At 67.6% G+C, this 24663-nt stretch carries 20 protein-coding genes and 1 pseudogene; 14 read left to right on the top strand and 7 right to left on the bottom strand.

The genetic code is table 11. The annotated features are described in order from the left end of the window. Positions 1-10 precede the first annotated feature (10 nt). Both TVD_RS03095 and TVD_RS03090 read right to left on the bottom strand, forming a co-directional pair. Positions 11-2770 carry a cation-transporting P-type ATPase gene (locus TVD_RS03095; RefSeq protein WP_047250787.1) on the bottom strand — a complete coding sequence of 920 codons (2760 nt, stop codon included), beginning with the start codon at positions 2768-2770 and terminating at the stop codon, positions 11-13. A 121-nt stretch (positions 2771-2891) separates the two neighbouring features. Further along, complete coding sequence (locus TVD_RS03090; protein ID WP_018167986.1) at positions 2892-3434, bottom strand: porin family protein; 543 nt, start codon at positions 3432-3434, stop codon at positions 2892-2894. A 293-nt stretch (positions 3435-3727) separates the two neighbouring features. On the opposite strand from TVD_RS03090, the gene TVD_RS03085 reads away from it, so the two are divergent. Next, complete coding sequence (locus TVD_RS03085; protein WP_018146315.1) at positions 3728-4048, top strand: high-potential iron-sulfur protein; 321 nt, start codon at positions 3728-3730, stop codon at positions 4046-4048. 237 nt (positions 4049-4285) lie between these two features. Continuing rightward, positions 4286-7516 (top strand): EAL domain-containing protein, encoded by a 3231-nt coding sequence (locus tag TVD_RS03080; protein ID WP_047250786.1) that lies wholly within the window; start codon positions 4286-4288, stop codon positions 7514-7516. A 35-nt stretch (positions 7517-7551) separates the two neighbouring features. Here the strand turns inward: TVD_RS03080 and TVD_RS03075 are convergent, their stop codons facing one another. Next, positions 7552-8271, bottom strand: a complete 720-nt coding sequence (locus tag TVD_RS03075) for a hypothetical protein (RefSeq protein ID WP_018167988.1) — start codon at positions 8269-8271, stop codon at positions 7552-7554. A gap of 65 nt (positions 8272-8336) precedes the next feature. Between TVD_RS03075 and TVD_RS03070 the strand changes: the two genes are divergently transcribed. From TVD_RS03070 to TVD_RS03055, 4 genes are read left to right on the top strand one after another with little or no spacing between them, the layout of a single operon-like run. After that, on the top strand, positions 8337-8978 hold the full coding sequence (locus TVD_RS03070) for a TetR/AcrR family transcriptional regulator (RefSeq protein ID WP_018167989.1): 642 nt from the start codon (positions 8337-8339) through the stop codon (positions 8976-8978). Then, positions 8968-9528 (top strand): carboxymuconolactone decarboxylase family protein, encoded by a 561-nt coding sequence (locus tag TVD_RS03065; RefSeq protein WP_018167990.1) that lies wholly within the window; start codon positions 8968-8970, stop codon positions 9526-9528. Before TVD_RS03070 ends, TVD_RS03065 begins: the two co-directional genes overlap by 11 nt. A gap of 36 nt (positions 9529-9564) precedes the next feature. Further along, positions 9565-9942 (top strand): DsrE family protein, encoded by a 378-nt coding sequence (locus tag TVD_RS03060; protein WP_018167991.1) that lies wholly within the window; start codon positions 9565-9567, stop codon positions 9940-9942. 53 nt (positions 9943-9995) lie between these two features. After that, complete coding sequence (locus TVD_RS03055; protein ID WP_018167992.1) at positions 9996-11090, top strand: tRNA-queuosine alpha-mannosyltransferase domain-containing protein; 1095 nt, start codon at positions 9996-9998, stop codon at positions 11088-11090. On the opposite strand, the gene mltF is transcribed toward TVD_RS03055, so the two are convergent. Then, positions 11077-12543 carry a membrane-bound lytic murein transglycosylase MltF gene (gene mltF, locus TVD_RS03050; protein ID WP_018167993.1) on the bottom strand — a complete coding sequence of 489 codons (1467 nt, stop codon included), beginning with the start codon at positions 12541-12543 and terminating at the stop codon, positions 11077-11079. The two genes, TVD_RS03055 and mltF, sit on opposite strands and share 14 nt — an antisense overlap. 407 nt (positions 12544-12950) lie before the next feature. Here mltF and TVD_RS03045 point away from each other — a divergent pair, with 407 nt between their 5' ends. The 3 genes from TVD_RS03045 to TVD_RS03035 all read left to right on the top strand — a co-directional run bounded on the left by TVD_RS03045 (position 12951) and on the right by TVD_RS03035 (position 14805). Further along, positions 12951-13202: a GlsB/YeaQ/YmgE family stress response membrane protein gene (locus TVD_RS03045; protein WP_026304801.1), complete on the top strand. Its 252-nt coding sequence runs from the start codon at positions 12951-12953 to the stop codon at positions 13200-13202. A 23-nt stretch (positions 13203-13225) separates the two neighbouring features. Continuing rightward, positions 13226-13423, top strand: a complete 198-nt coding sequence (locus TVD_RS03040; RefSeq protein ID WP_018146324.1) for a DUF3185 family protein — start codon at positions 13226-13228, stop codon at positions 13421-13423. Positions 13424-13539: 116 nt separating this feature from the next. Continuing rightward, the gene (locus tag TVD_RS03035) at positions 13540-14805 is read left to right on the top strand and encodes an OmpP1/FadL family transporter (protein WP_047250785.1); all 1266 of its coding nucleotides are present in this window, start codon (positions 13540-13542) and stop codon (positions 14803-14805) included. A 39-nt stretch (positions 14806-14844) separates the two neighbouring features. Here TVD_RS03035 and TVD_RS03030 read toward each other — a convergent pair. Then, positions 14845-15812, bottom strand: a pseudogene (locus tag TVD_RS03030) (matrixin family metalloprotease). Positions 15813-15935: 123 nt separating this feature from the next. On the opposite strand from TVD_RS03030, the gene TVD_RS03025 reads away from it, so the two are divergent. After that, positions 15936-16391, top strand: coding sequence for a DUF3617 domain-containing protein (locus TVD_RS03025; RefSeq protein ID WP_047250784.1), 456 nt, complete (start codon positions 15936-15938; stop codon positions 16389-16391). Between the two features lie 126 nt (positions 16392-16517). Here the strand turns inward: TVD_RS03025 and TVD_RS03020 are convergent, their stop codons facing one another. Continuing rightward, entirely contained in the window at positions 16518-17117 is a 600-nt protein-coding gene (locus TVD_RS03020; protein WP_047250783.1) for a DUF938 domain-containing protein, read from the bottom strand. 95 nt (positions 17118-17212) lie between these two features. Here TVD_RS03020 and TVD_RS03015 point away from each other — a divergent pair, with 95 nt between their 5' ends. Beyond that, positions 17213-18061, top strand: a complete 849-nt coding sequence (locus TVD_RS03015) for a bifunctional nuclease domain-containing protein (protein WP_018176530.1) — start codon at positions 17213-17215, stop codon at positions 18059-18061. Positions 18062-18083: 22 nt separating this feature from the next. Here TVD_RS03015 and pgi read toward each other — a convergent pair whose 3' ends face one another. Next, entirely contained in the window at positions 18084-19727 is a 1644-nt protein-coding gene (gene pgi / locus TVD_RS03010; RefSeq protein ID WP_047250782.1) for a glucose-6-phosphate isomerase, read from the bottom strand. A gap of 130 nt (positions 19728-19857) precedes the next feature. Between pgi and glgA the strand changes: the two genes are divergently transcribed. The 3 genes from glgA to TVD_RS02995 all read left to right on the top strand — a co-directional run bounded on the left by glgA (position 19858) and on the right by TVD_RS02995 (position 24658). Next, positions 19858-21345, top strand: coding sequence for a glycogen synthase GlgA (gene glgA, locus TVD_RS03005; RefSeq protein ID WP_018650456.1), 1488 nt, complete (start codon positions 19858-19860; stop codon positions 21343-21345). Between the two features lie 82 nt (positions 21346-21427). Continuing rightward, a complete protein-coding gene (gene ppc, locus TVD_RS03000; RefSeq protein WP_018938015.1) occupies positions 21428-24271 on the top strand; it encodes a phosphoenolpyruvate carboxylase in 2844 nt (947 codons plus the stop codon). A gap of 114 nt (positions 24272-24385) precedes the next feature. Then, complete coding sequence (locus tag TVD_RS02995; protein ID WP_018168003.1) at positions 24386-24658, top strand: PP0621 family protein; 273 nt, start codon at positions 24386-24388, stop codon at positions 24656-24658. Positions 24659-24663: the final 5 nt, after the last annotated feature.

Below are 24663 nucleotides of genomic sequence, written 5' to 3'. Positions count from 1 at the left end.
GGGGTGCGTGTCACACGGCCTGCGGTGCCACCCCACGCCGGCGCGCGATCACTTGACGCACCACCAGCTTTTCCAGCTCCACGATCACGAACACCGCCAGCCCGAAAGCCAGGATGCGCGCCCAGTCGTCCGCACCGATGGCGGTAGTCCCGAACAGCGTGTGCATCAGCGGGACATAGGTGAACGCCAGCTGCAGCACCACCAGCACCCCGATCGCCAGCCACATCGCGCGCGAGCGGAACAGCTCCCCGCCCGGTAGCACCGGCTGGTGAATCAGCCGCAGATTCAGCAGGTAGAACGCCTGTCCGGCCACCAGGGTGTTGATCGCCACCGTGCGCGCGACCTCGTCGGCGACCCCGGCAAGACTCTCCATGTAGACGAAGTGCCCGAAGGTGCCGGCCCACAGCAGCAAGGCAACGAACGGGATGCGCCACAGCAGGAAGCCGGACAGCAGCGGGGCATTCGGCGCGCGGGGCGGGCGCTGCATCACCCCCGGCTCGGCGCGCTCGAAGGCCAGCGCCATCGCCAGCGTGACCGAGGTCACCATGTTGACCCACAGCACCTGCACCGGGGTCAGTGGCAGGGCCAGGCCCATCAGGATGGCCATCATGATGGTCAGCGACTGCCCGGCGTTGGTCGGCAGCATGTGCAGGATCGCCTTGCGGATGTTGTCGTAGACCGTGCGGCCCTCCTCGACCGCATGGGCGATGGACGCGAAGTTGTCGTCCGCCAGCACCATCTCCGAGGCCTCCTTGGCCGCTTCGGTACCCTTCCCGCCCATGGCCACGCCCACATCCGCGCGCTTCAGCGCCGGGGCGTCGTTCACCCCATCGCCGGTCATGGCGACGATCCGTCCGCCCGTCTGCAGCGCCTTCACCAGACGCAGCTTGTGCTCCGGCGAGGTCCGCGCAAAGACATCCGTGCGCTCCGCGATCTCCGCCAGCGCGGCATCGTCCAGCGCATCCAGCTCGTGGCCGGCACGCGCCTCGGCATCCCGACCCAGCCCCAGCTGCTCGCCGATCGCCCGCGCAGTGGCCAGGTGGTCCCCGGTGATCATCTTCACGTCGATCCCCGCCGCGCGACAGTCAGCCACCGCGCGGATGGCCTCCTCGCGCGGCGGGTCGATGATGCCCACCAGCGCCAGCAGGGTGAAGCCACCGGCCTCGACATCGTCGAAACGCAGCTCGCCACCGTCCGCTTCGGCCTCGCGCACCGCGACCGCCAGCAGGCGCTGGCCGCGGGCCGCCACCGCCTCCATCGCCGCGTGCCAGTGATCCGGATCCAGCGCCTCGCGGGTCTCGCCATCCACCTGCTGCTCGCTGCAAAGCTCCAGCACGCGCTCCGGCGCGCCCTTCAGGAAGATCCACGCATGCCCCTCGTGGTCGTGGTGCAGGGTGGCCATGTAGCGATGATCCGACTCGAAGGGGATCACATCGGTGCGCGGCAACCGTTCGCCCTCCAGGTGCAGGTCGAGCCCGGCCTTGCGCGCCAGGGTAATCAGCGCGCCCTCGGTCGGGTCACCCTCCATCACCCAGTCGCCGTCCTTCTCGTAAAGCCGGGCGTCGTTGCACAGCAGACCCGCCCGCAGCACCTGGTTCAAGAGCGGGTCGTCATCCGGGTCGATGTCCCGCTCGTCCTCGGAGAACTGACCCTGCGGCGCGTAACCCACGCCACTGACGAGGATCTCGCGGGTGGCCGTACGCAGCGTCTGGGCGGTCATCTCGTTGCGCGTGAGCGTGCCGGTCTTGTCGGAACAAATCGTGGAGACCGAACCCAGGGTCTCCACCGCCGGCAGGCGGCGGATAATGGCATTGCACCGCGCCATCTTCTGCACCCCGATGGCCAGGGCAATGGTCATGATCGCTGGCAATCCCTCGGGGATGGTGGACACCGCCAGGCTGGCCGCAGCCAGAAACATCTCGTCCAGCGGATAGCTGCGCACCCAGTAGCCGAAGGCAAAGGTGGCCAGCGCAAGCACCACGATCACCGCGGCCAGCCAGTGGCCGAACTGCTCCATCTGGCGCACCAGCGGCGTCTCCAGCCCCTCGACTTCGCCGAGCATGGTGGAGATACGCCCGATCTCGGTGTGCTCGCCGGACGCCACCACTACGCCCATACCGCGGCCAAAGGCGACCAGCGTGCCGGAGAAGGCCATCCCGCGGCGATCCCCCAGGCCCGCCTCCGGCTCTACCGCGGCGGTGTCCTTCTCCACCGCCACCGACTCGCCCGTCAGCGCGGCCTCTTCCAGGCGCAGATTCTTGGTCTCGAACAGGCGCAGGTCCGCGGGTACCCGGTCCCCGGCCTGCAGGTACACGATGTCCCCGGGGACCAGCTGCTCCGCGGGGATCTCGCGCCGCTCGCCGCCGCGCGCCACCAGCGCGCGCGGGGAGAGCATGCGGCGGATGGCATCCAGGGCCTTCTCCGCCTTGCCCTCCTGGACGAACCCGATCAGCGTGTTGATCAGGACCACGGCCAGGATCACACCGGTATCCACCCAGTGACCCAGCAGCGCCGTCCCCAGCGCGGCTACCAGCAGGATGTAGATCAGGACATTGTGGAAATGGCGCAGGAAGCGCCGGAGAACACCCGCCCGTTCGGGCGGACGCAACTGATTGGGGCCGTAGTGCGCCAGGCGCTCCTCGGCCTGTTCTGCCGTCAGCCCCTCGCGCGAGGTCCCCCAGTGTTCGAACGCGGCATCCGCGTTCTGGCTGTGCCATGCCGGGACATCGCGATCCGCACGGGGGGACTGGGGGTCGGAAACTTCGGCCATGGGCAACCCATTCGCGTGTCAGCGTTGCCCTATCGTCCCCCGGCACCCGGGGGACGGCAAGCCCCAGGGACACCCTGATCGGTGTATCCCTGGATGCCTGCCTGTCGCCTCGGCGAACGGATCAGAACTGCATCCCGACCTTGCCCATCACGCGCATGTTGTCGGCATCCGCGCGGCGGCCGTCGAAACGGTCGTTCTCGGTGAACTGGTAGCGCGCCTCCAGCCCCAGGAACCACTGGCGATCCAGCTGGTACTTCAGGCTGCCGCCCACCTGGGCCGCCCACAGGCCGTTCGTCTCGTCATCCAGTTCGGCCCGCACGTAACCGATGCCCGGACCGAAGCCCAGCGACAGACGTTCGTTCGGTTCGAACATCCAGTGGCTGTTGATTTCGGCGCTGGTCATCTTCAGTGGATCGTCGCTGTAGCGGCTCACGCTGAAGTGATGACGCAGCACCCCGGTGGCCGGCTGAAACAACTGGCAGTTGGCACCGATCTCGACTCCATAGGCCGCATCGGAACTGGCATCGGAGAGATCCGGAGAAACCACCCCGCCCAACAGGGCCACGCTGGGCTCCATGCCGCGCTCGACCGCGCTGGCCTGCGCGAACGGCACCAGCACGAATGCACCCAGGGCCAACATCGACATCGTCTTCTTGTGCTGCATCGCACACCTCCTGATCAACATGAATAAGCAGACGCTAATGGTAGACCAGCATGGCGTGATCTTCATCACGCGCTCACGGAACGCGTGGCCCGGAATGGAATTTTCCTCCCCGCAGTTGCATCTCTCAGCCGAAGCTCGACCCCGGAAGGGTTTTCCTGATCCCTGAAAAATTCAGGGGAACCCTCGGCGGCCGAAGGCCTCGAAGGGGGTGAACCCGCCCAACCCGAAAAGGCGAAGTTCGCTGTTCCAAGCAACAAGAAGAACCATCCACTCAGAAGCAAACGGAGGACCTCATGTCCGACCAACCGAATGCAAACCGTCGAAAGTTCCTGCGTCAGGCATCCGCGGCCGTGGCGGCCATCCCGGTGATCAGCCTGGCTGGGATGTCCACGGCCAAGGCCGACAACCCCAAGGCCGAGGATGGCCACCGCCACGACTACGTGAACAATGCAGCAGACGCTGCCGGTCACGAGGACTACTCGGAAGGCGAGAAGTGCAAGAACTGCGCCTTCTGGGGCGGCGGCGACGCCGAATGGGGCCAGTGCTTCCACGCCGACTTCCAGGGTGTTCAGGTGAACGCCTCTGGCTGGTGTGACGAGTACGTCGGGGCCTGATCCTGACACCTCTGTCCGGCCCGGGTATCCGGGCCGGACGCTGGCCTCCCGCAGCACTCCCCCGCTGCGACTTGCATCCCCGCCGCACCACCCCGCAAGCTAGACCCTCAATTCCGTAAACCGGCCTCACTCTTGCCGAACGTGGCCGAAAGGAATGTGCGTGCCTGACCACTCATCCCGGCCGTCTCGCCGCATCGCCTCCGGCGACCCACGCCCCGACTCGCGAGTCGGCCGCTGATGGACCCCTCGCCCGCCGCTTTCACCATCCTCTACCTGGTCTACGGCCTGGCGTTCTTCTCGCTGGGTGTGGTCGCCCTGGTCCTGCCCCGAGGCGATGGCACGCTGCCATTTGCCCGGCATTTCTGGCTCCTGGCCCTGTTCGGTCTGGTCCATGGCACCTACGAATTCCTGCAGGCCGCAGGCCTTCACTATCCGCCCGCCCGGGACCTGTGGCTCAACGCCACCTGGCAACTGCTCTCCTATGTGCCGCTGCTGGAGTTCGGACGGCGCGCCCTGATCGTCAGCCACGCACGCATCCGCCTGGATGCCCTGTGGCTGTACCCGGTCATCGTCGCCGGACTGCTGCTCGTCATCGGGATGGCGGAGGATCCGGGCCGCGGCCTCGCCAATGGCGGGCGCTACCTGGTCGGCGTCCCCGGCGCACTGCTCGTCGGCCTGGCCTTCTGGTTCCTGCTGCGGCGCCCCGCCCTGCGCGCCCCGCAACCCGGCGATCATGGCCGCCACTATCCGGCCGTAGCCACCCTGGCACTGGCCTTCCTCGGCTATGCCCTGCTGACCCCGTTCCCGGGGACCGTCGATCCGGGGCTGCCCGGCTGGCTGCCAACCTATGGCGACTTCCTCGAGGCGACCGGGCTGCCGGTACAGCTGTTGCGCATGTTCACGGCCCTCCTCGCCGGCATCGCACTGATGAGCCTGACCCGTACCCTCGGCACCCAGCAGGGCGACGACCTGCTGCGCATCCTCGACACCCTCAACGGCTTCGTCTATCGCTGCCGCAACAACCCGAGCTGGGACGTGATCAATGCCGAGGGCGCGCTCGAGGAATTCACCGGGTACCCGCGCGGGGATTTTGTCGAGGGCGGCATGACGTTCGGCGACCTGGTCCATCCGGATGATCGCGAACGGGTATGGCGCGAGGTCTCGGAAGGCCTTCAGCGCTCCGGTCAGTTTCAGATCCAGTGGCGCATGATGCGGCAGGATGGGGGCGTATGCTGGGTATTCGAACGCGGGGCCGGCACCTACGACGACCGGGGCCGGCTTCGGTACATCCAGGGCCACGTGATCGATGCCGACGAACTGGTCACCACCAGCGAGAGCCTGCGCGCCAAGACCGACGAACTGGAGGCCTTTCGCTCCACCCTCGATCTGACCCTGGACGCGGTCTTCCTGTTCGACGTCGAGACCCTGCGCTTCATCTACGTGAACCAGGGAGCAGTGGACCAGACCGGCATCGCGCGCGAGGAACTGCTGACCCTGCACCCCTTTGATATCAAGCCGGACTTCCCGGAAGGCCGTTTTCGTCAGCTGATCGAGCCGCTGCGCCGGGGCGTACGCGACCAGCTCCGCTTCGATACCAGCCACCGGAATCGCGACGGCTTCGATGTGCCGGTCGAGATCTCCCTGCAGATGGTGGCGCCCCGCGGCGAGACGGCCCGGTATGTGGCGATCTCGCACGACATCACCCAGCGCAAACGCAACGAAGAGGCGCTGCTGCAGGCCCTGGCCGAGCTGGAGACCTCGCGCGACGAACAATCCCGACTGCTGGAACTGACCCAGCGCGAACAGGGGCGCATGGCCGCCCTGCTGTCCGCGATGAGCATCGGCATCCTGTTCGAGGACCGCGACGGCCGAGTGGAATACGTGAACCCGGCCTTCCGCCGGATGTGGGCCATCGACAACCAACTGGAATTGGTGGGACGGGCCTCACGCGAGGTGCTGGAGCACTCCACCCACCGCTTCGCCCGGCCGGACCACGCCTCGCGCCATGTGCTGCATGTGCTGGACACCCACGAGATCAGCGAACGCTTCGAGGTCGACCTGTACGACGGGCGCATCCTGACCCAGGTCTCCTACCCGGTGCACGATACCGACGAGCGCACCATCGGCCGCCTGTGGCTGTACGAGGACGTGACCCACGAGCGCCAGACCGCCCAGCAGCTGGTCTATCTGGCCGAGCATGATGCCCTGACCGGGCTCTACAACCGCCATCACTTCCAGAAGCACCTGGAACACATGATCCACAGCGAACGCCGCCGCAACGGCCGCTTTGCCCTGCTGTATTTCGATCTCGACGAATTCAAGACCATCAATGACACCTTCGGCCACCGCGCCGGAGACACCGTGCTGGTACGCGCCGCCGGCGAGATCGCGGCACTGGTGCGCAGCCAGGACATCTTCGCCCGCCTGGGCGGCGACGAGTTCGCGATCCTGGTCGACCGCGAATCGGATCAGGAACCCATCGAGCTGGCCGAACGCGTCGGCCGCGCAATCGCCTCGATCCCGTTCCGCTTCCGCGGCCAGAACTACCGGCTCACCGCCAGCATCGGCATCGCCCATTACCCCGAGCACGGTGACAACGTCGAAGATCTGGTGGCCCACGCGGACACCGCGATGTACCAGGCCAAGGACCTGGGCAAGAACACCTGGGCGGTATTCGACCGCAGCCGCAACACCGCCGAGCACATGCTGGAGCGGATGTCCTGGAGCCAGCGCATCGCTACGGCCCTGGAGCTGGGCCACCTGGAGCTGCACTACCAGGGGATCTACGCCATCGATGACGGCCACCTGCACCACCTGGAGGCCCTGGTGCGCATGCGCGACCCGACCAAACCCGACGAGATCGCCATGCCCGGCCAGTTCATCCCGATCGCGGAGAAGACCGGCCAGATCCTGGATATCGACCGTTGGGTGATCCGCGAGAGCATCGCCCGCCTGGCCGGCGACCCGACGATCGCCGGCATCGCGATCAACATCTCCGGGCGCAGCTTCGACGAACCCAGCCTTCCGCAGTACATCGCCCAACAGCTGGAACAGCATGCGGTCGAACCCCGCCGGCTGATCATCGAGCTGACCGAGACCGCCGCGGTGTCCGAGATGCAGGACGCCCAGCGCTTCATCGAGGCGCTGCAACAAACCGGCTGCACCGTCTGCCTGGACGACTTCGGCTCCGGCTTCTCCACCTTCGCCTACCTCAAGTACCTGGGCGTGCAGATCCTCAAGATCGACGGCATGTTCGTGCGCGACCTGCCCAACAACCGCGACAACCAGGCCTTCATCCGCGCGATGGTCGATGTCGCCCGCGGTCTCGACAAACGCACCGTCGCCGAGTGCGTGGAAGACGGCCCGACCCTCGCGATGCTGGCCGAACTGGGCGTGGACATGGCGCAGGGCTATCACCTGCACCGGCCATCCCTGGAGATCCCCCGCGAACGGAGCGACACGGAATAGGCCCAGCGTTCCTTTCCGGAAAGCGGCTCAGTCCATCACTTCGACACACACTCAACGAGCTCCGCCTCGTCCCCCTCGAAACGAAAGCCGACGGCATCCGTCGCGACCCGGAACTCGCCTTCCGCCTGTATCCAGCCCTGCTCCAGGACGCTCGCGTCGACCCGTTCGAACAGCCGCTGCAGCGCCAACGCAGTGGCACCCCGGGCCGCGTATTCCAGGCCGTGGCGCTCCCATCCGGCACGGGCCGCATCCGCCAGTCTCCAGCCGGTCTCGACGAACCCGGCAATCCACAGCGCGCGCAGCACCCCATCACCCCACTGCTGGCGCAACTGCGCCATCCCGGAACGCGTATCCGCGGCGGCCTCCACCGTCGCGACCAGCGATGCGGGCAACAGCTCGCGCCAGTCATCGCTCTCGAAAGCGCCCGGCATCAAATCCTCGTCGATAATTTGAACGAAGTCCGGGACCGGGTCGGAACCCGTGCGCTCCGCCAGCTGGATCAATGCCCCGGCCTCGTCGCGATAACCGGACAGGGCAAACCCGCACAAGTGATGATCCACGATGTCGTGCACGAACACCGACGTCGGGATGCGCTCGCCGGCGAAGGGCGTCGCCGCGATCACGTCCGCGCCGCGTCCTGGCAGATCCAGCTTCCAGCCACGCACCCCAAAGCCATCCGCCCAGGATTCGGCGTAGTGCGCCGGGATGGCCACGCCACCCTCGTCCCTATCCTGCAGACCCCGTTCGCGCGTCATTGGCTCGTCTCCGTACCAGGTGTCGCCCTTGCACTTTACCGACCGGTCAACTAGTGTGCAAAGACATGGAAGCCATCACACCCAACGACACCCGCGGCGCAAGCCGCGAAGCCCTGCTGCAGGCCGCCCGCGACCTCATTGTCACGCGCAGCTACGCCTCCGTCGGCATTGCCGAGATCTGCGCGCAGGCGGGCGTGCGCAAGGGCAGTCTGTACCATTTCTTCCCCGGGAAGGAGGCGCTCACCCTGGCGATGCTGGACGCGCTCTACGCGGACTTCGAGCGCGAGGTGCTGATCCCCGGGCTGTCGGGCGCCAACGGGCTCCGCGCTCGCATCGACGCGTTCGTCCAGGCGATCCATGCCTTCGAGGCGCGGATGCAGTCGGAATCCGGACAGCTGCCCGGCTGCCCCTTCGGCAACCTGGCGGTGGAGATGGGTACCCACAACCCGGCCCTGCGCCAGGCGATCCGGAAGCACCTGGATGCGGTCACCGCACATTTTCGCGCCGTGCTGGACGCGGCCGTACAGAACGGCGAGCTTCCGCCCGAAACCGACACCGCTGCTGCCGCCGAACAGTGGCTGGCGCTGATGGAAGGGATCCTGGTGATGGCCAAGGCCGATCAGGATCCGGCCACGATCCTGCGCCTGGGCCCCGCGCTCGGGGCGCTCCTGCTCAACCCGACCCCGGAGGTCCACCATGAGCGATGAACACTTCCCCCTGCATGACGCCGCCAGCGCCCCCGACGCGAAGCCGGCCTTCGAGCAGGCCGAGCAGACCTTCGGCATGGTCCCCAACCTGATCCGCAAGATGGCCAGCGCGCCAGCCCTGGCGGAGGCCTATCTGTCCCTCAATACCCTGCTGCAGCAGACCTCCATGAGCCCGACCGAGCAGTGCACCCTGTTGCTGACGGTCAGCCGCTATCACGACTGCGACTACTGCATGGCCGCGCACAGCATGACCGGCCGCATGACCGGCGTTCCGGACGGCGTGGTCGATGCGCTGCGCGAGGACCGGCCGATCGACGACCCGAAGCTGGAGGCACTGCGCCAGTTCACCCACGCCATGATCGAACAGCGTGGCTGGGTCGACGAGGCCACCCAGCAGGCCTTCCTGGACGCCGGCTACACGCATCCACAGATGCTGGAGGTGATCCTGGCGATCGGCCTGAAGACCCTGTCCAACTACACCAACCACATCGCCGGCACCCCGGTCGACGAGCCCATGGCCGGCGAGCGCTGGACGGCACCGGGCGCATAACCACGCCGTCCCAACGTCCCCGAAGGAGAAACCAACATGAGCGAAGAAACCGCCGATCTTGTTGTCATCATGATCACCGGGCCGGAGAACAAGCGTCGTCTGCCGTCGGCCTTCTTTCTGGCGGCCACCGCCGCCGCAAGCGAACAGAACGTCATCATGTACTTCACCGGGCCGGCCACGGAACTGCTGAAAACCGGCGTCCCCGAGAACATCCATCCCATGGAGGGCGGCAAGAGCATCGCCGACTTCATGAAGAACGCCATGGACAACGGCGTCCAGATGATGGGCTGCCGGCAATCGCTTGAGCTGAACGGAATGGATGAATCGGATCTGGCCTACCCGGACCTCCCCTTGCTTACGCCCTCGCAGGCCTTGCCTTCGCTGGGGTCGGCCGGCAAAGTCCTGACCTGGTAATCACACGAGGGGCCGCACCGGTGGCCCCTCTCCGACCGGAGGCGTACAGGGGCGTGCCGGACCATCGCAAGCGCATCCTCCTGCTGTCCGCCTATCGCGCCGACAGCCACGCGGCCTGGGCGGACTGGTTAACCAGCACCTTCGATGCGTTCGACTGGCAGCTACTGGAACTGCCGGGGCGCCACTTCCGTTGGCGCATCCGCGGCAACCCGATCTCCTGGCTGGACGCACTGGCGACCACGGAAGTCGACGCAGTCATCGCCACCTCGATGGTGGATCTCGCCACCCTGCGCGGACTCCAGCCCCACCTCGCCGCCCTGCCCACGCTCTACTACGTGCACGAGAACCAGTTTGCCTATCCGCTGGGCCCGCAACAGGTGGATTCGGTGGACCCGCAGATGGTGCAGATCTATGCGGCGCTGGCCGCGGATCGCATCGCCTTCAACTCGGCGTTCAACCGCGACTCGTTCCTGGAAGGGATGGCGACCCTGCTCGGACGCATGCCGGATGCGGTACCTTCCGGGATACGGGACCGACTGACGGAGCGCAGCGCGATCCTCCCGGTGCCGATCCAGCCAACGGCCGTGGCCGGCGGCACTCGCGATCCGGGCCTGATCCTCTGGAATCACCGCTGGGAATACGACAAGGCCCCGGAGGTCTTTGCCGAGGCCATGCTGACGCTGGCCGGGTCGGGCGTGGATTTCCGTCTTGCCCTGCTGGGGCCGCGGCCGGCGAATGCCCCCGAACCCCTGCAAAAGCTGCGCGAGGCCCTGGGGAACCGGATCATCGCCGATGGCAAGCTGCCCCGCAGCGAATACGACGCGTTACTGGGCCGCGCAGGCATCGTCGTCAGCACCGCCCGGCACGAGTTCCAGGGCCTGGCAGTGCTGGAGGCCAGCGCCGCTGGTGCCACACCGCTGGTCCCGGATGCCCTGGCCTACCGCGAACAATACCCCGATGCCTGTCGCTACCCGCAAGGCGATGTAGACACGCTGACGGAGCGCCTGCAGGCATGGCTGCAACAAGGGCCCCCGCCCGCACCCGACGTCCGCGCGTGGACGCCGGGGCGGTTGGAGCCGGATTGGCAAGGAATGCTGGACGACCTCGTCGCGGGCAGCCGCAAGAGGCCACGGGTCAGTCGCGGCTGACGACGACCCGATCCGACATCTCGTCCTCGGCCACGAACACCGGGCGGATCACGTCGCGGTAATTGCGGATGCGCTGCACGTAGTACACCGGCTGATACCCGCGCGCATAGCCGTAGCGCAGATCCTTGTAGTAACGCTCCTCGGTCAGTAGCGGCAGGATCTCGCGCATGTCGGCCCAGCGATCCGGGTCCCGTCCCAGCTCGCGCGCCAGGCGGCGCGCATCCAGCAGGTGGCCCCGGCCGATGTTGTAGGCCGCCAGCGCCAGGTAGGTACGATCCGGTTCGACGATGTCATCCGGCAGTAACCCGTGCTGACGCTGCAGGTAGCGGGCCCCGCCGTCGATGCTCTCCACCGGGTCCAGGCGATCGACGCCCAGCGACTCGGCGGTGCGACGGGTCAGCATCATCAGCCCGCGCACGCCCGTCGGGCTGCGCGCCTCCGGATCCCAGTGCGACTCCTGATAGGCCAGTGCAGCCAGCAGATCCGCGGGCAGATCCGTGCGCTCGGCCGCCTCCTCGAAGTGGGGATGGTACTGGGGCAGGCGATCCTCTATGCGCCGGTTCAGTGCGCGCAGGTCGACGAAGTCGAACTGGTTGATGTAGGCGTAATAGCGCTCGTCCACGAGGTCGCGCAGCTCGCGGCCACCGGCGCCCTGCATCCAGGTCGCAGCCAGCTCGGCGAGCTCGGCGTGTTCCGGATCGACATACCACCCCAGCGCGCGCGGCGCGGACAGATCGAAGGCGATGTCGAGATGCGGGAAGGAGCGGCGGTTGTAACGCACGATGTGCGAATCAGCCACGGTGCAGCCGATCTCCTGCCGGGCGACCTGCGCCATCAGGCGCTCGGTGCCGATCTCGCGCACCTCGAAATCGACCGATTCCGGAAGCGCCTCCTCCAGGGTTTCGACGTAGCTGCTGCCGGCCGAGACGACCAGATCGACGCCCTCCAGCTCGTCCGTCGAACCCGGCATGCCGGACAAGTCGCGATGGCAGACGACCTGCTCGCTCACCTCCATGTAGTGCGGACCGCGGCGAAAGCGCTCGTCACGCGACGGCAGATGGGTCAGACCCGCTGCCGCCATGTGCGCCGCGCCGGATTCGAGCGCATCGAGGACACCGGAAACCGAGTCGGCCATGACCCATTCCACCTTCCAGCCATGCGCCAGGGCAAAGCCTTCGACCAGGTCGTGCTCGGTGCCGGACGTCTCCAGATGCTGGTCAAAGTACCAGGTGGTGGGTGCGTTGCGGGTCACCACGCGCAGCGTGCCGGTCTCCTCCACGGAGGCCAGGCGATCGCCCGCAGCCGCGTTGGAAACCATCGTTCCGGATTGCCCGTTCTCCGAACCACACCCGGCCAGTAACGCCAGCAGGGCCGCCGGGATCAATGCCCGGAAGGCTCGCCCACAGCGCGCGGAGCGAGTGACCCGTCCCTTGCGCTTCGATTGTTCGGTCATACCGGTTTCCTTCCCGTCGGCAGCCGGCGTCAAACGCCAACCGATTCCATGACGGATCCATGAATGTCCGATACAGAGACTAGGGTTTTGCGGAATGGTTCTCAAAAATACCCACACTCGCGGGGTTGCAGAATCACCAAGTATCCGTTCACGGATGTTCAGCTCACCCGTGCCGGTGGGCACAAGGGCGACACGCCCTGTACAGTCGAAGTCCGGCCCATCGCCGAGCGAACGACCGCGGCCAGGAACAAGGCCAAAGGCTCCGCCAAACCCAGCGGGCATCCTTGAGGCCAGGGAGGCACTGATCAATTCGCACGCCCGTGCTCGAGTTGAGCAGTGCCTCCCTGGGGGAACGCCTCGACATCCGCGCGATCCAATCGCCCGTCACTTGCCAGGAGCGCGACAACATGCCCGTGGAATCCCTTCTCCTCCTCCTGCTCATCGGCGGCATTGCCGGCTGGCTCGCAGGCCTGCTGGTACACGGGTCCGGGCAGGGCATCCTGCTGAATATCGTGGTTGGCGTGATCGGCGCCTTCCTCGGCGGCTGGCTGTTCACCCAGCTCGGGGTGCAGGCAGCCGGACTGATCGGCAGCCTTGCCGCCGCCACCGTGGGCGCCGTGCTGCTGCTCGGTCTGCTTCGCTTGATCCGAAAGGCCTGATCCACCCGATCCAAGGAGTTCTCATGATCCAGATCCTCGGCATCATCCTGCTGGTTGGCGGCCTGATCGCCGCCCTGGTCGGTGTTCAGGACGCCTTCGGCATGCGCGAGCGCGCGGCGCGGCTGTTTCTTGGCCGCTTCACCCGGCGCACCCTCGCGCTGCTTATCGGTGGCGGCGTGGCGGCGCTGATCGGCCTGATCCTGATGACCTCGAAAATGTGATGCGGTTGGCGTGATCTTCCCGAGACGGTAGGGTCCGCCCCGGGGGAGCCTGCGGCCGACACCGGACGCGGCATCGCTGCGGAACCCCCCTGGAACCAAAAACGAGGGGAGACCGCATGACTCTGACACCGTCGCGCCGCCTGGCGCTCTCGATCGCCGTTAGCTCCGCCCTGTTCGCCGCCCCCACGACCCTGCTGGCCGCCGGCTTCTACCTCCAGGAGCAGGGCGTGTCCGGCCTCGGCCGCGCCTATGCCGGGGAGGCCGCCATCGCCTCCGACGCCAGCACCATCCACTTCAACCCGGCCGGCATGACGCGCCTGGAAAGCAACGAGCTCCAGGCCGGTGTGCACCTGCTGATCCCCAACGCGGAGGTCAACAGGCGCGGTACGACCATCAACGGCACGCCATACGATGGCGGCCGCGACAGCAGCAACCCCTACGATCCGACCCCGATCCCCAACCTGTACTGGGCGGAGCAGTACTCCGACCGCGTCTGGCTGGGCTTCGGCCTCACCGCGCCCTTCGGCCTGAAGAACGAGTACAACGACGACTTCTTCGCCCGCTACGACTCGCTGGAATCCGACCTGCAGGTGCTGAACCTGCAGCCCAGCATCGCGTTCGAGCTGACCGACCGGATCTCCATCGGCGGCGGCCTCGACCTGCAGTACGCCGAGGCCACCCTGCGCAGCGCGACGCCCGGAGGGCTCCCGCCCAGCGCGGCCACCGACGGCGAGTTCGAACTCGAGGGGGACAACTGGGATGTCGGCTTCAACATCGGCATGCAGTTCGACCTGAATGATGACACCCGGCTGGGCATCCACTACCGCGACGGCATCACCCACACCCTGAAGGGGACCGCGACCTCCACCCAGCAGGGGGTTCTGCCCGGTCGTGCCGACCTGAAACTGCCCGATATCGCGTCGATCGGCATCCAGCATCGCTTCAATGACCGCTGGACCGGCCTGGCCCAGTACACCTGGTTCAACTGGTCGAACTTCGACGAGATCCGGATCCAATTGCCCCAGGGCAACGAGCAGGTGCTGGAACAGAACTACCGCAACAGCTACGCCCTAGCGGTGGGGGCCGAGTACGCGATGAACCCGCGCTGGACCCTGCGTGGCGGCATCCAGTACGACCAGACCCCGACGCAGACCGACGGGCGCAGCACGCGCACCCCGGATGGCGACCGCACCTGGTTCTCCTTCGGTGCCAGCTACGCCAGCAGCGAGCGCTTCACCTTCGACCTGGGCTACAGCTACATCCACATCGCCAGCGAGGATCTCGACATCACGCGCAGCTTTAACGGGACCGACATCAACATGCAGGGGACGACCAAGGGTCACGTGCACGTCCTGTCGGCCGCCATGCGCTACCACTTCTAGCGCCGAATCCGGGGCTGGGCATGCGCCCCGCCCCGTTCATCACCACTCCAGCTCCACTCCGCAGGCCGCCGCCAGGGCGCGTCGGTCGGCGTCGCTCAGGTCGCGCCGTCCGGCGTTGGCCTCGCCCAGGATCGCATGCATCACCGCCGCCGGGTCGTCCACGTGCTCGATCCCCAGGGCGTGCCCCAGCTCGTGCGCCAGCGTCAGGCGCAGCTCGTCCGCGTCACTGGCCTTGAACACGGTGATGGAGCGCCGCGCGCCCTGCTGCTCGTAGACCGCCATGTCGAAGGCACCGGTCGCGCCGATCTCGCGGTTCAGTTCCGCGACCCGTTCGTTGAACCCATCGATCTCGCCCTCGAGGTCGCGGATCTCGCGGTTGAGCTCGTCGCGCCGACGCTCCAGCGTGCGGCGGCCCTGCTCCAGGTCGTCCCGCGCCGCATCCAGCGTCCGGCGCTGCCCCGGCGCTGCCGTTCCAGCCGCTCGCGGTTCCCCGCGCTGTGCGCCATGCGTCCGGCATTCCAGGCGGCCACCGCCTCTTCGTACTCGCGCTGGCGCGCCTGAAGGTCCTCCAGGCGCCCCTGGTAGCCCGCGGCATCCGCTGCGAGCGCCGAGTGCCGGTGATCCAGACGCTCCTCGCGCTCGGCGATCCCCCGCTTGAGCCGGTCCAGCTCCGCGCGCGCCCGGTCGCGACTCTCGGCACCCGCCTGCCGCTCGTCGAACACCAGCCGCACCGGCATGCCCTCCCCCTCGCGCTGACGGAAAAGTGTTTCCGGCGTCGGCCCGTCCCACATGCTCACGGCCGCATCCAGGGCCGCCTGCACCGCGTCACGCTCCAACCGGAAGCGCCGGTCCACGGCCTCCAGATGCAGGGTGATGGGCACCTCGCAGCGCGGCGCGGCCAAGTGCGCATGCCCCGCGGAGCCGCCCGACAAGTGCCCCTCCTGCCACAGGACACCGCCCAGCGCGAGCGCCCCAACACCGCCGACCAGCCATAACGGTATTGCCATTACAGTTCCTCCTTCGCACACACCCAAGGTACCAGCCAACGGGCGCCGCCACCCGCGTTTGCCCCGTCATGACGCGCCAGGCACCATTGAACCCATTCGATACCCCCGATTCAGGAGACTGCCATGCTGCGCACCCTTCTTGCCGCCCTGCCGCTCGTTGCCCTGCCGCTCGTTGCCCTGCCGCTCGTTGCCCTGCCGCTCGTCGTCCAGGCCGAGACCCCGAACATCCAGCCCGGTCTCTGGGAAAACCAGACCACCATGATCATGGAAGGCATGGGCGGCATGCCGGACCAGACCGAGACCAGCACCGAGTGCGTCACCCAGGAAGACATCGACCGCGGCGAGAACATCATCGAGGCGCCGGAAGGCTGCACCCTGGACCACGTCGACATGAGCGCCGACCGCATGGACTACACCATGAGCTGCCCCGGCCCGCAGGGCGGACGCATGCAGATGGACGGCAGCATGCGCTTCATGGGTGACCGCGCCGAGGGCGAAATGACCAGCGAGATGGACACCCCCATGGGCCCGATGAACGTGCGCATGGAAATGCGCGGCCAGCGCATCGGCGACTGCTGACCCCCCGTATTCACCACGGAAGTCACAGAGGGCCGGAAAAGAAGAACGATCTGGAACGAGGCACAAGTACGGGGCGCGACTTGCGTCGCTTCAGCCCCCGGACTTTTCTTCGTGCCTTCGTGGTCGTTAAGCCCTGCGCCAGAGGAGGATCTGATTGTTGGCCGGCAGGTCGATGACCGCCGCGGACTCGAGGCCGGCGGCCGTGGCGAGGGCATCCAGGTCGGCGCGGTCGCGCACGCCCATGCCCGGATCTTGCGCCCGCAGCATCTGGTCGAACCGGGCGTTGGATTCGGCAGTATGCGAACCGTCGTGGGCAAACGGGCCGTACAGCGCGAACAGCCCACCCGGCGCCAGTACCCGGGCCACGCCGGCAAACAGCGCCTCCACCGCCGGCCAGTGCATGATATGCACGGTATTCGCGCTGTAGACGTACTCGAACGGGCCCTCCGGCCAGGCATCCCGTAGCACGTCCAGTTTCAGCGGGGGCCGCAGATTGGGCAGGGCCGCGTCGCGTCGCCAGGCCTCCACGCCCGGCAGGTTCTCTGCCACGTCACTGGGATACCAGTCGAGATGCGGCAAAGCCGCGGCGAAATGCGCCGCGTGCTGCCCGGTGCCGGCGCCGATCTCCAGCACCCGTCCATGCGCAAGGAACTGCTCGCGCAGCTGGGCCAGGATCGGCGCGCGGTTTTGATCCGCGGCCGGGGCATAGGGCTTGTCGGAGGTCATCGCAGCGATCCGTTCACGGGGGACAAGGCGGTATTCTGGACGCCCCGCAACCGCACTGCCATGATCGGGACACACCCTATTTCCAGGCTGCCCTGATGACACCCCGCTTCCGGTTGTTCCTGCCCGCCCTGCTTGTCCTGTTGCTGGTCATGGGCGGCGAGGCGCTGGCCCGCGACATGGCGACCGACCCGGAGCGCCTGCTGCCGGTCGAACTGGCCACCGTCGGGGTGGATGCCGGCTCCGGCACGCCCATCGCCCTGTTGCGACACCCGACGTCCGGCGAGGTGGTCCCGATCGTGATCGGGACCGACCAGGCCCGCGCGATCCTGCTGGCCATGCACGACATAACACTGTCGCGCCCGCAGACCCACGACCTGATGATCGACCTGCTGGAGCAGATGGATGCGCGCCTGGAACGGGTGATCATTGACGGCCTGGAGAACGGTACCTATCTCGGCTGGCTGGAGGTACGGATCGCCGGCGAGGCCGAACCCCGGTTGATCGACACCCGCCCCAGCGACGGGCTCGCCCTGGCGGTACGCAGCGGGGCCGCCATCCATGTCGCGCCGGAAATCCTGGAGGCCGATGTCGCCTTCGACTACACCCCGCCGGGCGAGGACGAGGTCGTCACCGCCCTCGGCATCACCGTTGTGGAGGCCCGCAACGACCTGCGCGAAGCCCTGCAACTGCCGGACGAATCCGGCGTGCTGGTCAGCCGTGCCGCGGGCCGCGCCGCCGCCGCGGGCCTGACCCACGGCGCCCTGATTCTGAAAGTGAACGGGCGCACGCCCACCACCCCGATGGACTTCCTCGAGGCGATCTCCGCGACACCGGAGGGCGAGCCCGCCGAAATCCGCTACTGGCTGGATGGCGAGACCCGCAGTATTACGCTGCCCACGGACGTCCCCGAGATCGAGGAGTCCGACGACGCCCTGACCGTCTGAGCAGAGCCGGAACGGACGCGGGTCAGTCCCGCGGCGGAAGCCGCGGGCGCAGCCAGTCGAGCGTGGCGGTGGTTGCAAGATCGTGCTCGCCGGCGGTCGCGCCGGGCGCCAGGTCCTCAAGCACCTGACCGGCCAGCTGCTTGCCCAGCTCCACCCCCCACTGATCGAAGGCGTTGATCCCCCACAGCGTGGCCAGCACGTAGATCTTGTGCTCGAACAGCGCGATCAACGCGCCCAGCGTGGCCGGATCCAGGCGTTCCAGCAGAATCAGCGTGCTCGGCCGATTGCCGGGGAAGGTCCGGTGCGGCGCCAGCGCATCAATCGCCTCCGGCGACTGCCCGGCCGCCGCCATCTCGGCGCGCACCGCGGCCTCGTCCTTGCCCATCGCCAGCGCCTCGGCCTGCGCCACCAGGTTGGCCAGCAGCAACGGGTGCTGCGCCGGCAGGTCGTGCTCGGGGCGGGCCACGCCGATGAACTCGGCCGGGATGAAGCGCGTGCCCTGGTGGAGCAACTGGAAGAAGGCGTGCTGACCATCGGTGCCCACCGCACCCCAGACCACCGCGCCGGTTGCGTCCGTCACGACCTGCCCGTCCAGCCCCACGCGCTTGCCCAGGCTCTCCATCTCCGCCTGCTGCAGGTACGGCGGCAGCAGCGACAGGCGTTCGTCGTAGGGCAGTACCGCGCGCGACTGTGCCCCCAGCAGGTTCTGGTTCCACAAATCCACCAACGCCATGCGCACTGCGGCATTGCTGGAGACCGGCGTCTGGAGCACGTGTTCGTCCATGGCATGGGCCCCGCCGAGAAAGGCACGGAAGCCGTCCATGCCGAGGAGCAGCGCCACCGGCAACCCGATGGTGGACCACACGGAATAGCGCCCGCCGACCCAGTCCCAGAAGCCGAACATGTTGTCCGGGTCGATACCGAACTCCGTTACTCGGTCGCGGGCGGTGGAGACCGCCACGAAGTGGCGCGCGACGGCCGTGTCGTCCGGCGCATGCCGCAGCAGCCAGGCGCGCGCCGCACGGGCGTTGGTCAGGGTCTCCTGGGTGCCGAAGGTCTTCGATGCGACGATGAACAGCGTGGTTTCCGGATCGGCCTCGCGCAGCACGGCGGAGAGCGCCGCGCCATCCACGTTGGAGACGAACTGCACGGTCAGCGGCACGCCGTCGGCCGTCGCCTGTGCATGCGGCGCAAGCGCCCGGCAGACCATGCGTGGCCCGAGGTCGGAGCCGCCAATGCCGATGTTCACCACGCGACGGATCGGACGCCCGCTGTAGCCACGGTGGACCCCGTCGTGGATCCGTCGCACGAACGTCTCGACCCGGTCGAGCTGCGCATGCACCTGCGGAACCACGTCCGCGCCATCCACTTCACAGTGGGCGTCGCGCGGCAGGCGCAGGGCCGTGTGCAGGGCCGCCCGCCCCTCGGTGGTATTGACCCGCTCGCCGGCAAACAGCGCGCACAGCGCCTCCGATACCTCACAGGCCGCAGCGCGCTCGTACAGGGCATCCCAGGCCGCACCGTCCAGGCGCTGGCGCGTCCAGTCCAGGCGCAACCCGGCGATCTCCTGCACGTCGCGTTGCACGCGATCCGGATCGCGCGCGAACAGCTCGCGCAGGGGCTCGTCCGCCAACCGTCGGGCCTCGACCCGCAAGGCACTCTCCATCACCGCACCCACTCCTGCCGTCATCCTGTTTCCTCGATTGTCCCAAGCCCAGAGTGCCGCCCCGGCCCCTGCGTTACAATTAACAGAAAGTCATCCGGCGCCGCCGGTTCCGCACTTGGGGATTTTTTGCATGCGCATCCTGTTCGCCAGCAGCGAGGCCTACGGTCTGGTCAAGACCGGGGGGCTCGCCGATGTCAGCGCCAGCCTGCCCGCCGCCCTGCGCCGGCGGCGCCAGGATGCCCGCCTGGTGCTACCCGGCTACCCCGAGGCCTGTCGCAACCTGGTGGATGCCACCCCGCGCCCGGGTCCGGACGGCGCCCCCTGGCAGATCATCGAGGGCCGACTGCCCGGGACCCGGCTCCCGGTCTACCTGATCGACTGGCCAGAATACTTCCAGCGCGCCGGCAACCCCTACAGCGCCAGCAACGGCATGGACTGGCCGGACAACGCCCAGCGCTTTGCCGGTTTCGCCCGCGCCATCGTGGCGCTGGCGCGGGACGAGGCCGGGCTGGACTGGGCGCCGGAACTGATTCACCTGAACGACTGGCAGACCGGTCTCGTGCCTCTGCTGCTGGATCCGGAGCGCACCGGCGTCGAACGCCCGCGGACGGTGTTCACCATCCACAACCTGGCCTACCAGGGCCTGTTCCCGGCGAGCACCGTGCAGGATCTGAACCTGCCCGCGGACCTGTGGCACCCGGAGGCCCTCGAGTTTCACGACCAGCTTTCGTTCATGAAGGCGGCCCTGATCTTCGCCGACGCGATCACCACCGTCTCGCCCACCTACGCCCGCGAGATCCAGGAACCGGTCCACGGCATGGGGCTGGACGGCGTATTGCGCGCCCGCAGCGCCGACCTGCACGGCATCCTCAACGGGGTCGACTACAGCGACTGGGATCCGGCGCGCGACCGCCACATCGCCGCGCGCTACAGCGCCGAGGACCTCGCGGGCAAGGCCGCCAACAAGGCTGCTCTGCAGACCCGCATGGGCCTGGAGACCAACCCGGACATCCCGCTGCTGGGCCATGTCGGCCGCATGGTCGACCAAAAGGGTGTCGATCTGCTGCATGCGGCCTGCACGCCACTGCTGGAGGCCGGGCGCATCCAGCTGGCCCTGGTCGGCTCCGGCCAGAAGGACCTGGAACACGCCACCGGCGCCCTCGCCCGCGCTTACCCCGGCCAGGTCGGCGTGCACATCGGCTACGACGAGCCGCTGGCCCACCAGATCGAGGCCGGGTCCGACCTGTTCCTGATGCCGTCGCGCTTCGAGCCCTGCGGGCTCAACCAGCTCTACAGCCTGCGCTACGGCACCCCCCCGGTGGTCCACGCCACCGGCGGTCTGGCCGACACCGTGGTGGATGCCACGCCGGAGAACCTGGAGGCGGGCACCGCCACCGGTTTCAGCTTCACCCCGGACAGCGTCGCCGCCCTCGGCGCCGCCCTGGAGCGCGCCCTGGCGCTGTATACCGCCCGCGGCGACGGCCACTGGGAACAGCTGATGCACAACGGCATGGCACGCGACTTCGGCTGGACCGCCAGCGCCGATGCCTATCTCGCCCTGTACCGCGAACAGCTTCCGCGCCGCAGCCGGCGTGCGAAGGCGGCATCTGCGCTATAATCGCGTCCTTTTCGCGACCTCCCGAACCCCAACCGGCAAGCCCAGGCAGCGGCGATCGTCGTCCTGCGCGCACAGGCCCGATATGACTCGAAGCGATCAACACGACCGATTCCTCCCCAAGGACAAGGAACTGCGCGCCCGCGTGCGCCTGTTCGGGGAACTCCTGGGCAACGTGATTCACGACCTGGAAGGCCAGGCCGTGTTCGACGCGGTGGAGAAGCTGCGCCGCGGCTTCGTCAGCCTGCGCAAGGACGAGGATCCGGACCTGCGCCGCCAGCTGATGGCCGACATCACGCACTTCGACGCCTCGCTGACCGAACGCGTGATCCGGGCCTTCAGCATCTACTTCAGCCTGGTCAACATCGCCGAGGAAGACCTGTTCTACCGCTGGCGCCGCGCCCAGGTCTCCAGCGGCGAGCCGCTGTGGACCGGCTCCTTCGACCAGACCCTGCGCGAGCTGCATGGCGAAGGCGTCACCGCCGAGGAGCTGGAACGCCTGCTCAACGAGCTGCACTACCAGCCGGTGTTCACCGCCCACCCCACCGAGGCCCGCCGCCGGACCACGATGGAGAACCAGCGCCGCGTGTTCGAGACCGCCGACCGGCTGAACCAGCCGGGGCTGGGCGAGGAGGAACGCCGCCTGATCACCGAGGAACTGGAGACCCAGATCCAGATCCTCTGGCGCACCAACGAGGTGCGGGTGAAAAAGCCGCAGGTTCAGGACGAGATCAAGTACGGCCTGTTCTATTTCGAGGAGAGCCTGTTCGAGGCCATCCCGCAGTCCTACCGCTTCCTCGAGAAGGCCATCCGCCGGATCTACGGCGTCAACCCGGACGGCAGCCTGCCGGTACGCATCCCGGCCTTCCTGCACTTTGGCTCCTGGATCGGCGGCGACCGCGACGGCAACCCGAACGTGACTCCCGAGGTCACCGAGCTGTCCTGCCGTCTGGCGATGGAACAGGTGCTGCGCGAGTACCTCAAGCGGGTCAACCATCTGCGCAACGTGCTGACGCACTCGTCCTTCATGTGCCAGCCGTCGCAGGCATTTCTCGACAGCCTGGACGCCGACTCCAATATCGCCAACGCGGTGTTCCAGGGCGCCTCCGACCGCTTCGAGAGCGAGCCCTACCGGCGCAAGCTCTACATCATGCGCTACCGTCTGCGCGAGACCCTGGACACAGTGGTGCGCCGGGTCCGCGGCGAGGCCGCCGTGCTGCCGACCAACAGCGCCTATGCCGACGCCCAGGCCTTCCTGAACGATCTCAAGCTGATCCGCGACTCGCTGGTCAGCCATGGTGATCGCAACATCGCCAGCGGCGCGCTGACCGATCTGATCCGCCTGGTCGAGACCTTCGGCTTTCACCTGCACCACCTGGACGTGCGCCAGGAGTCCACCGTCCACTCCGACGCGATCGCGGAACTGCTGCGCCAGTTGGCACCGGACACCGACTACGCCGCGCTGGACGAGACCGGCCGCCAGCAGGCGCTGAGCGAACTGATCGCCTTGGAGAACCTGCCCGAGGTGGACCGCAAGGCGCTGGGCGAGAGCACCCGCGAGACCCTGCGCGTGTTCGAGGTGATCCAGAGCATGCGCCGCGAGGTCGGTCCGGACGGCATCGGCACCTACGTGATCTCCATGACCCACGCCGCCTCGCATGTACTGGAGGTCCTGCTGCTGGGCCGCCTGGCAGGTCTCGCGGGCAACGACGAAGAAGGCAACCCGTTCTGCCATCTGCGCATCTCGCCGCTGTTCGAGACCATCGAGGACCTGCTGCATGTCGAGGACGTCCTCGAGGGCCTGCTGTCCAACCCGGTGTATGCACGACTGCTGGCCGCCTCCGGGAACATCCAGGACGTCATGCTCGGCTACTCCGATTCCTGCAAGGACGGCGGCATCCTCGCCTCCAGCTGGAACCTCTACGAGGCACAGAAGAAGATCGTCGGCATTACCGACCGCTTCGGCGTGCGCTGCCAGCTGTTCCACGGCCGCGGCGGCACCGTCGGGCGCGGCGGCGGACCGACCCACGAGTCCATCCTCGCCCAGCCCCCGGCCACGGTGCAGGGCCGGATCAAGTTCACCGAACAGGGCGAGGTACTGTCGTACAAGTACTCCAACGTGGAGACCGCGGTGTACGAGCTGGGCATGGGTGCGACCGGCGTCATGCTCGCCTCGCGCAGCCTGATCCGGCCGCCGCGCAAGGATCGCGACGACTACCGCGCCACCATGCACGAGCTCGCGCAGGCTGGCGAGGATGCCTACCGCGAGCTGATCGACCGCACCGAGCGCGTGCTCGATTACTTCTACGAGATCACCCCGGTACAGGAGATCGGCTTCCTGAATATCGGCTCGCGGCCATCGCACCGGCGCAAGACCGACCGCTCCAAGAGCTCGATCCGCGCGATCCCCTGGGTCTTCGGCTGGGCCCAGGCGCGCCACACCCTGCCCGCCTGGTACGGCATCGGCACCGCGCTGGCACAGTGGCGCGGCGACGACCCCGAACGCCTGGCCCAGTTGCAGCGCATGTACCAGGAGTGGCCGTTCTTCCGCTCGTTGCTGTCCAACTGCCAGATGGCCCTGACCAAGGCCGACATGCGCACCGCCGCGGAGTACGCCCGCCTGTGCAGCGACCCGGAACTGGCCGAACGCATCTACGTCCTGGTGCGTGAGGAACACAGCCGCACCGTCACCGAAGTGCTGCGCGTGGCACAACTGGACCGACTGATGGACGAAACGCCCCTGCTGGCGCGTTCGCTGCAACGGCGCAACCCGTACCTGGACCCGCTCAACAGCATCCAGATTCACCTGCTGCGCGAGTCTCGCCAGTTCGACGCCGAGGCCGACGACGACACCGACGAAAACCCGTGGCTGTCGCCCCTGCTGCGCTCGATCAACGCGATCGCCGCGGGCATGCGCAACACCGGCTAAAGCCAACGGGCTCGCGGGCCTCCCACGACGGGGGTCCGCGATCGTCATCCTGCCGGTACAACGGGGCGTCTACGCGGACGTGCAAATTCATCAGCGTCTCCCTAGAATCACGCCATGCGCCTGCTGCTACTGATCGTCGCCATCGTCGCCGTGTTCCTTGCGGTGCGCACCCTCGTGCGCTCCACCAGCAACCGCAAGCAGGTCCGCCAGGATGAACGGCCCGAACGCCTGAAAGAGGGCGGCGCGGTAATCCGCTGCGCCTTCTGCGGCGTGCACGTGCCGGAGGCCGAGGCCTACCGCGACGGCGACCGCCTCTACTGCTCACCGCAGCACGCCGAGGTCGACCGCAACCGCTCGGACGCCGACTCCCGCACCGAAGACGACTGACCCTC

It is taken from the genome of Thioalkalivibrio versutus (assembly GCF_001020955.1).
In the GTDB taxonomy this organism is placed as follows: domain Bacteria; phylum Pseudomonadota; class Gammaproteobacteria; order Ectothiorhodospirales; family Ectothiorhodospiraceae; genus Thioalkalivibrio; species Thioalkalivibrio versutus.
The sequence above is the reverse complement of the archived record's forward strand: the minus strand, read 5'-3'. Positions and strand labels throughout refer to the sequence as shown.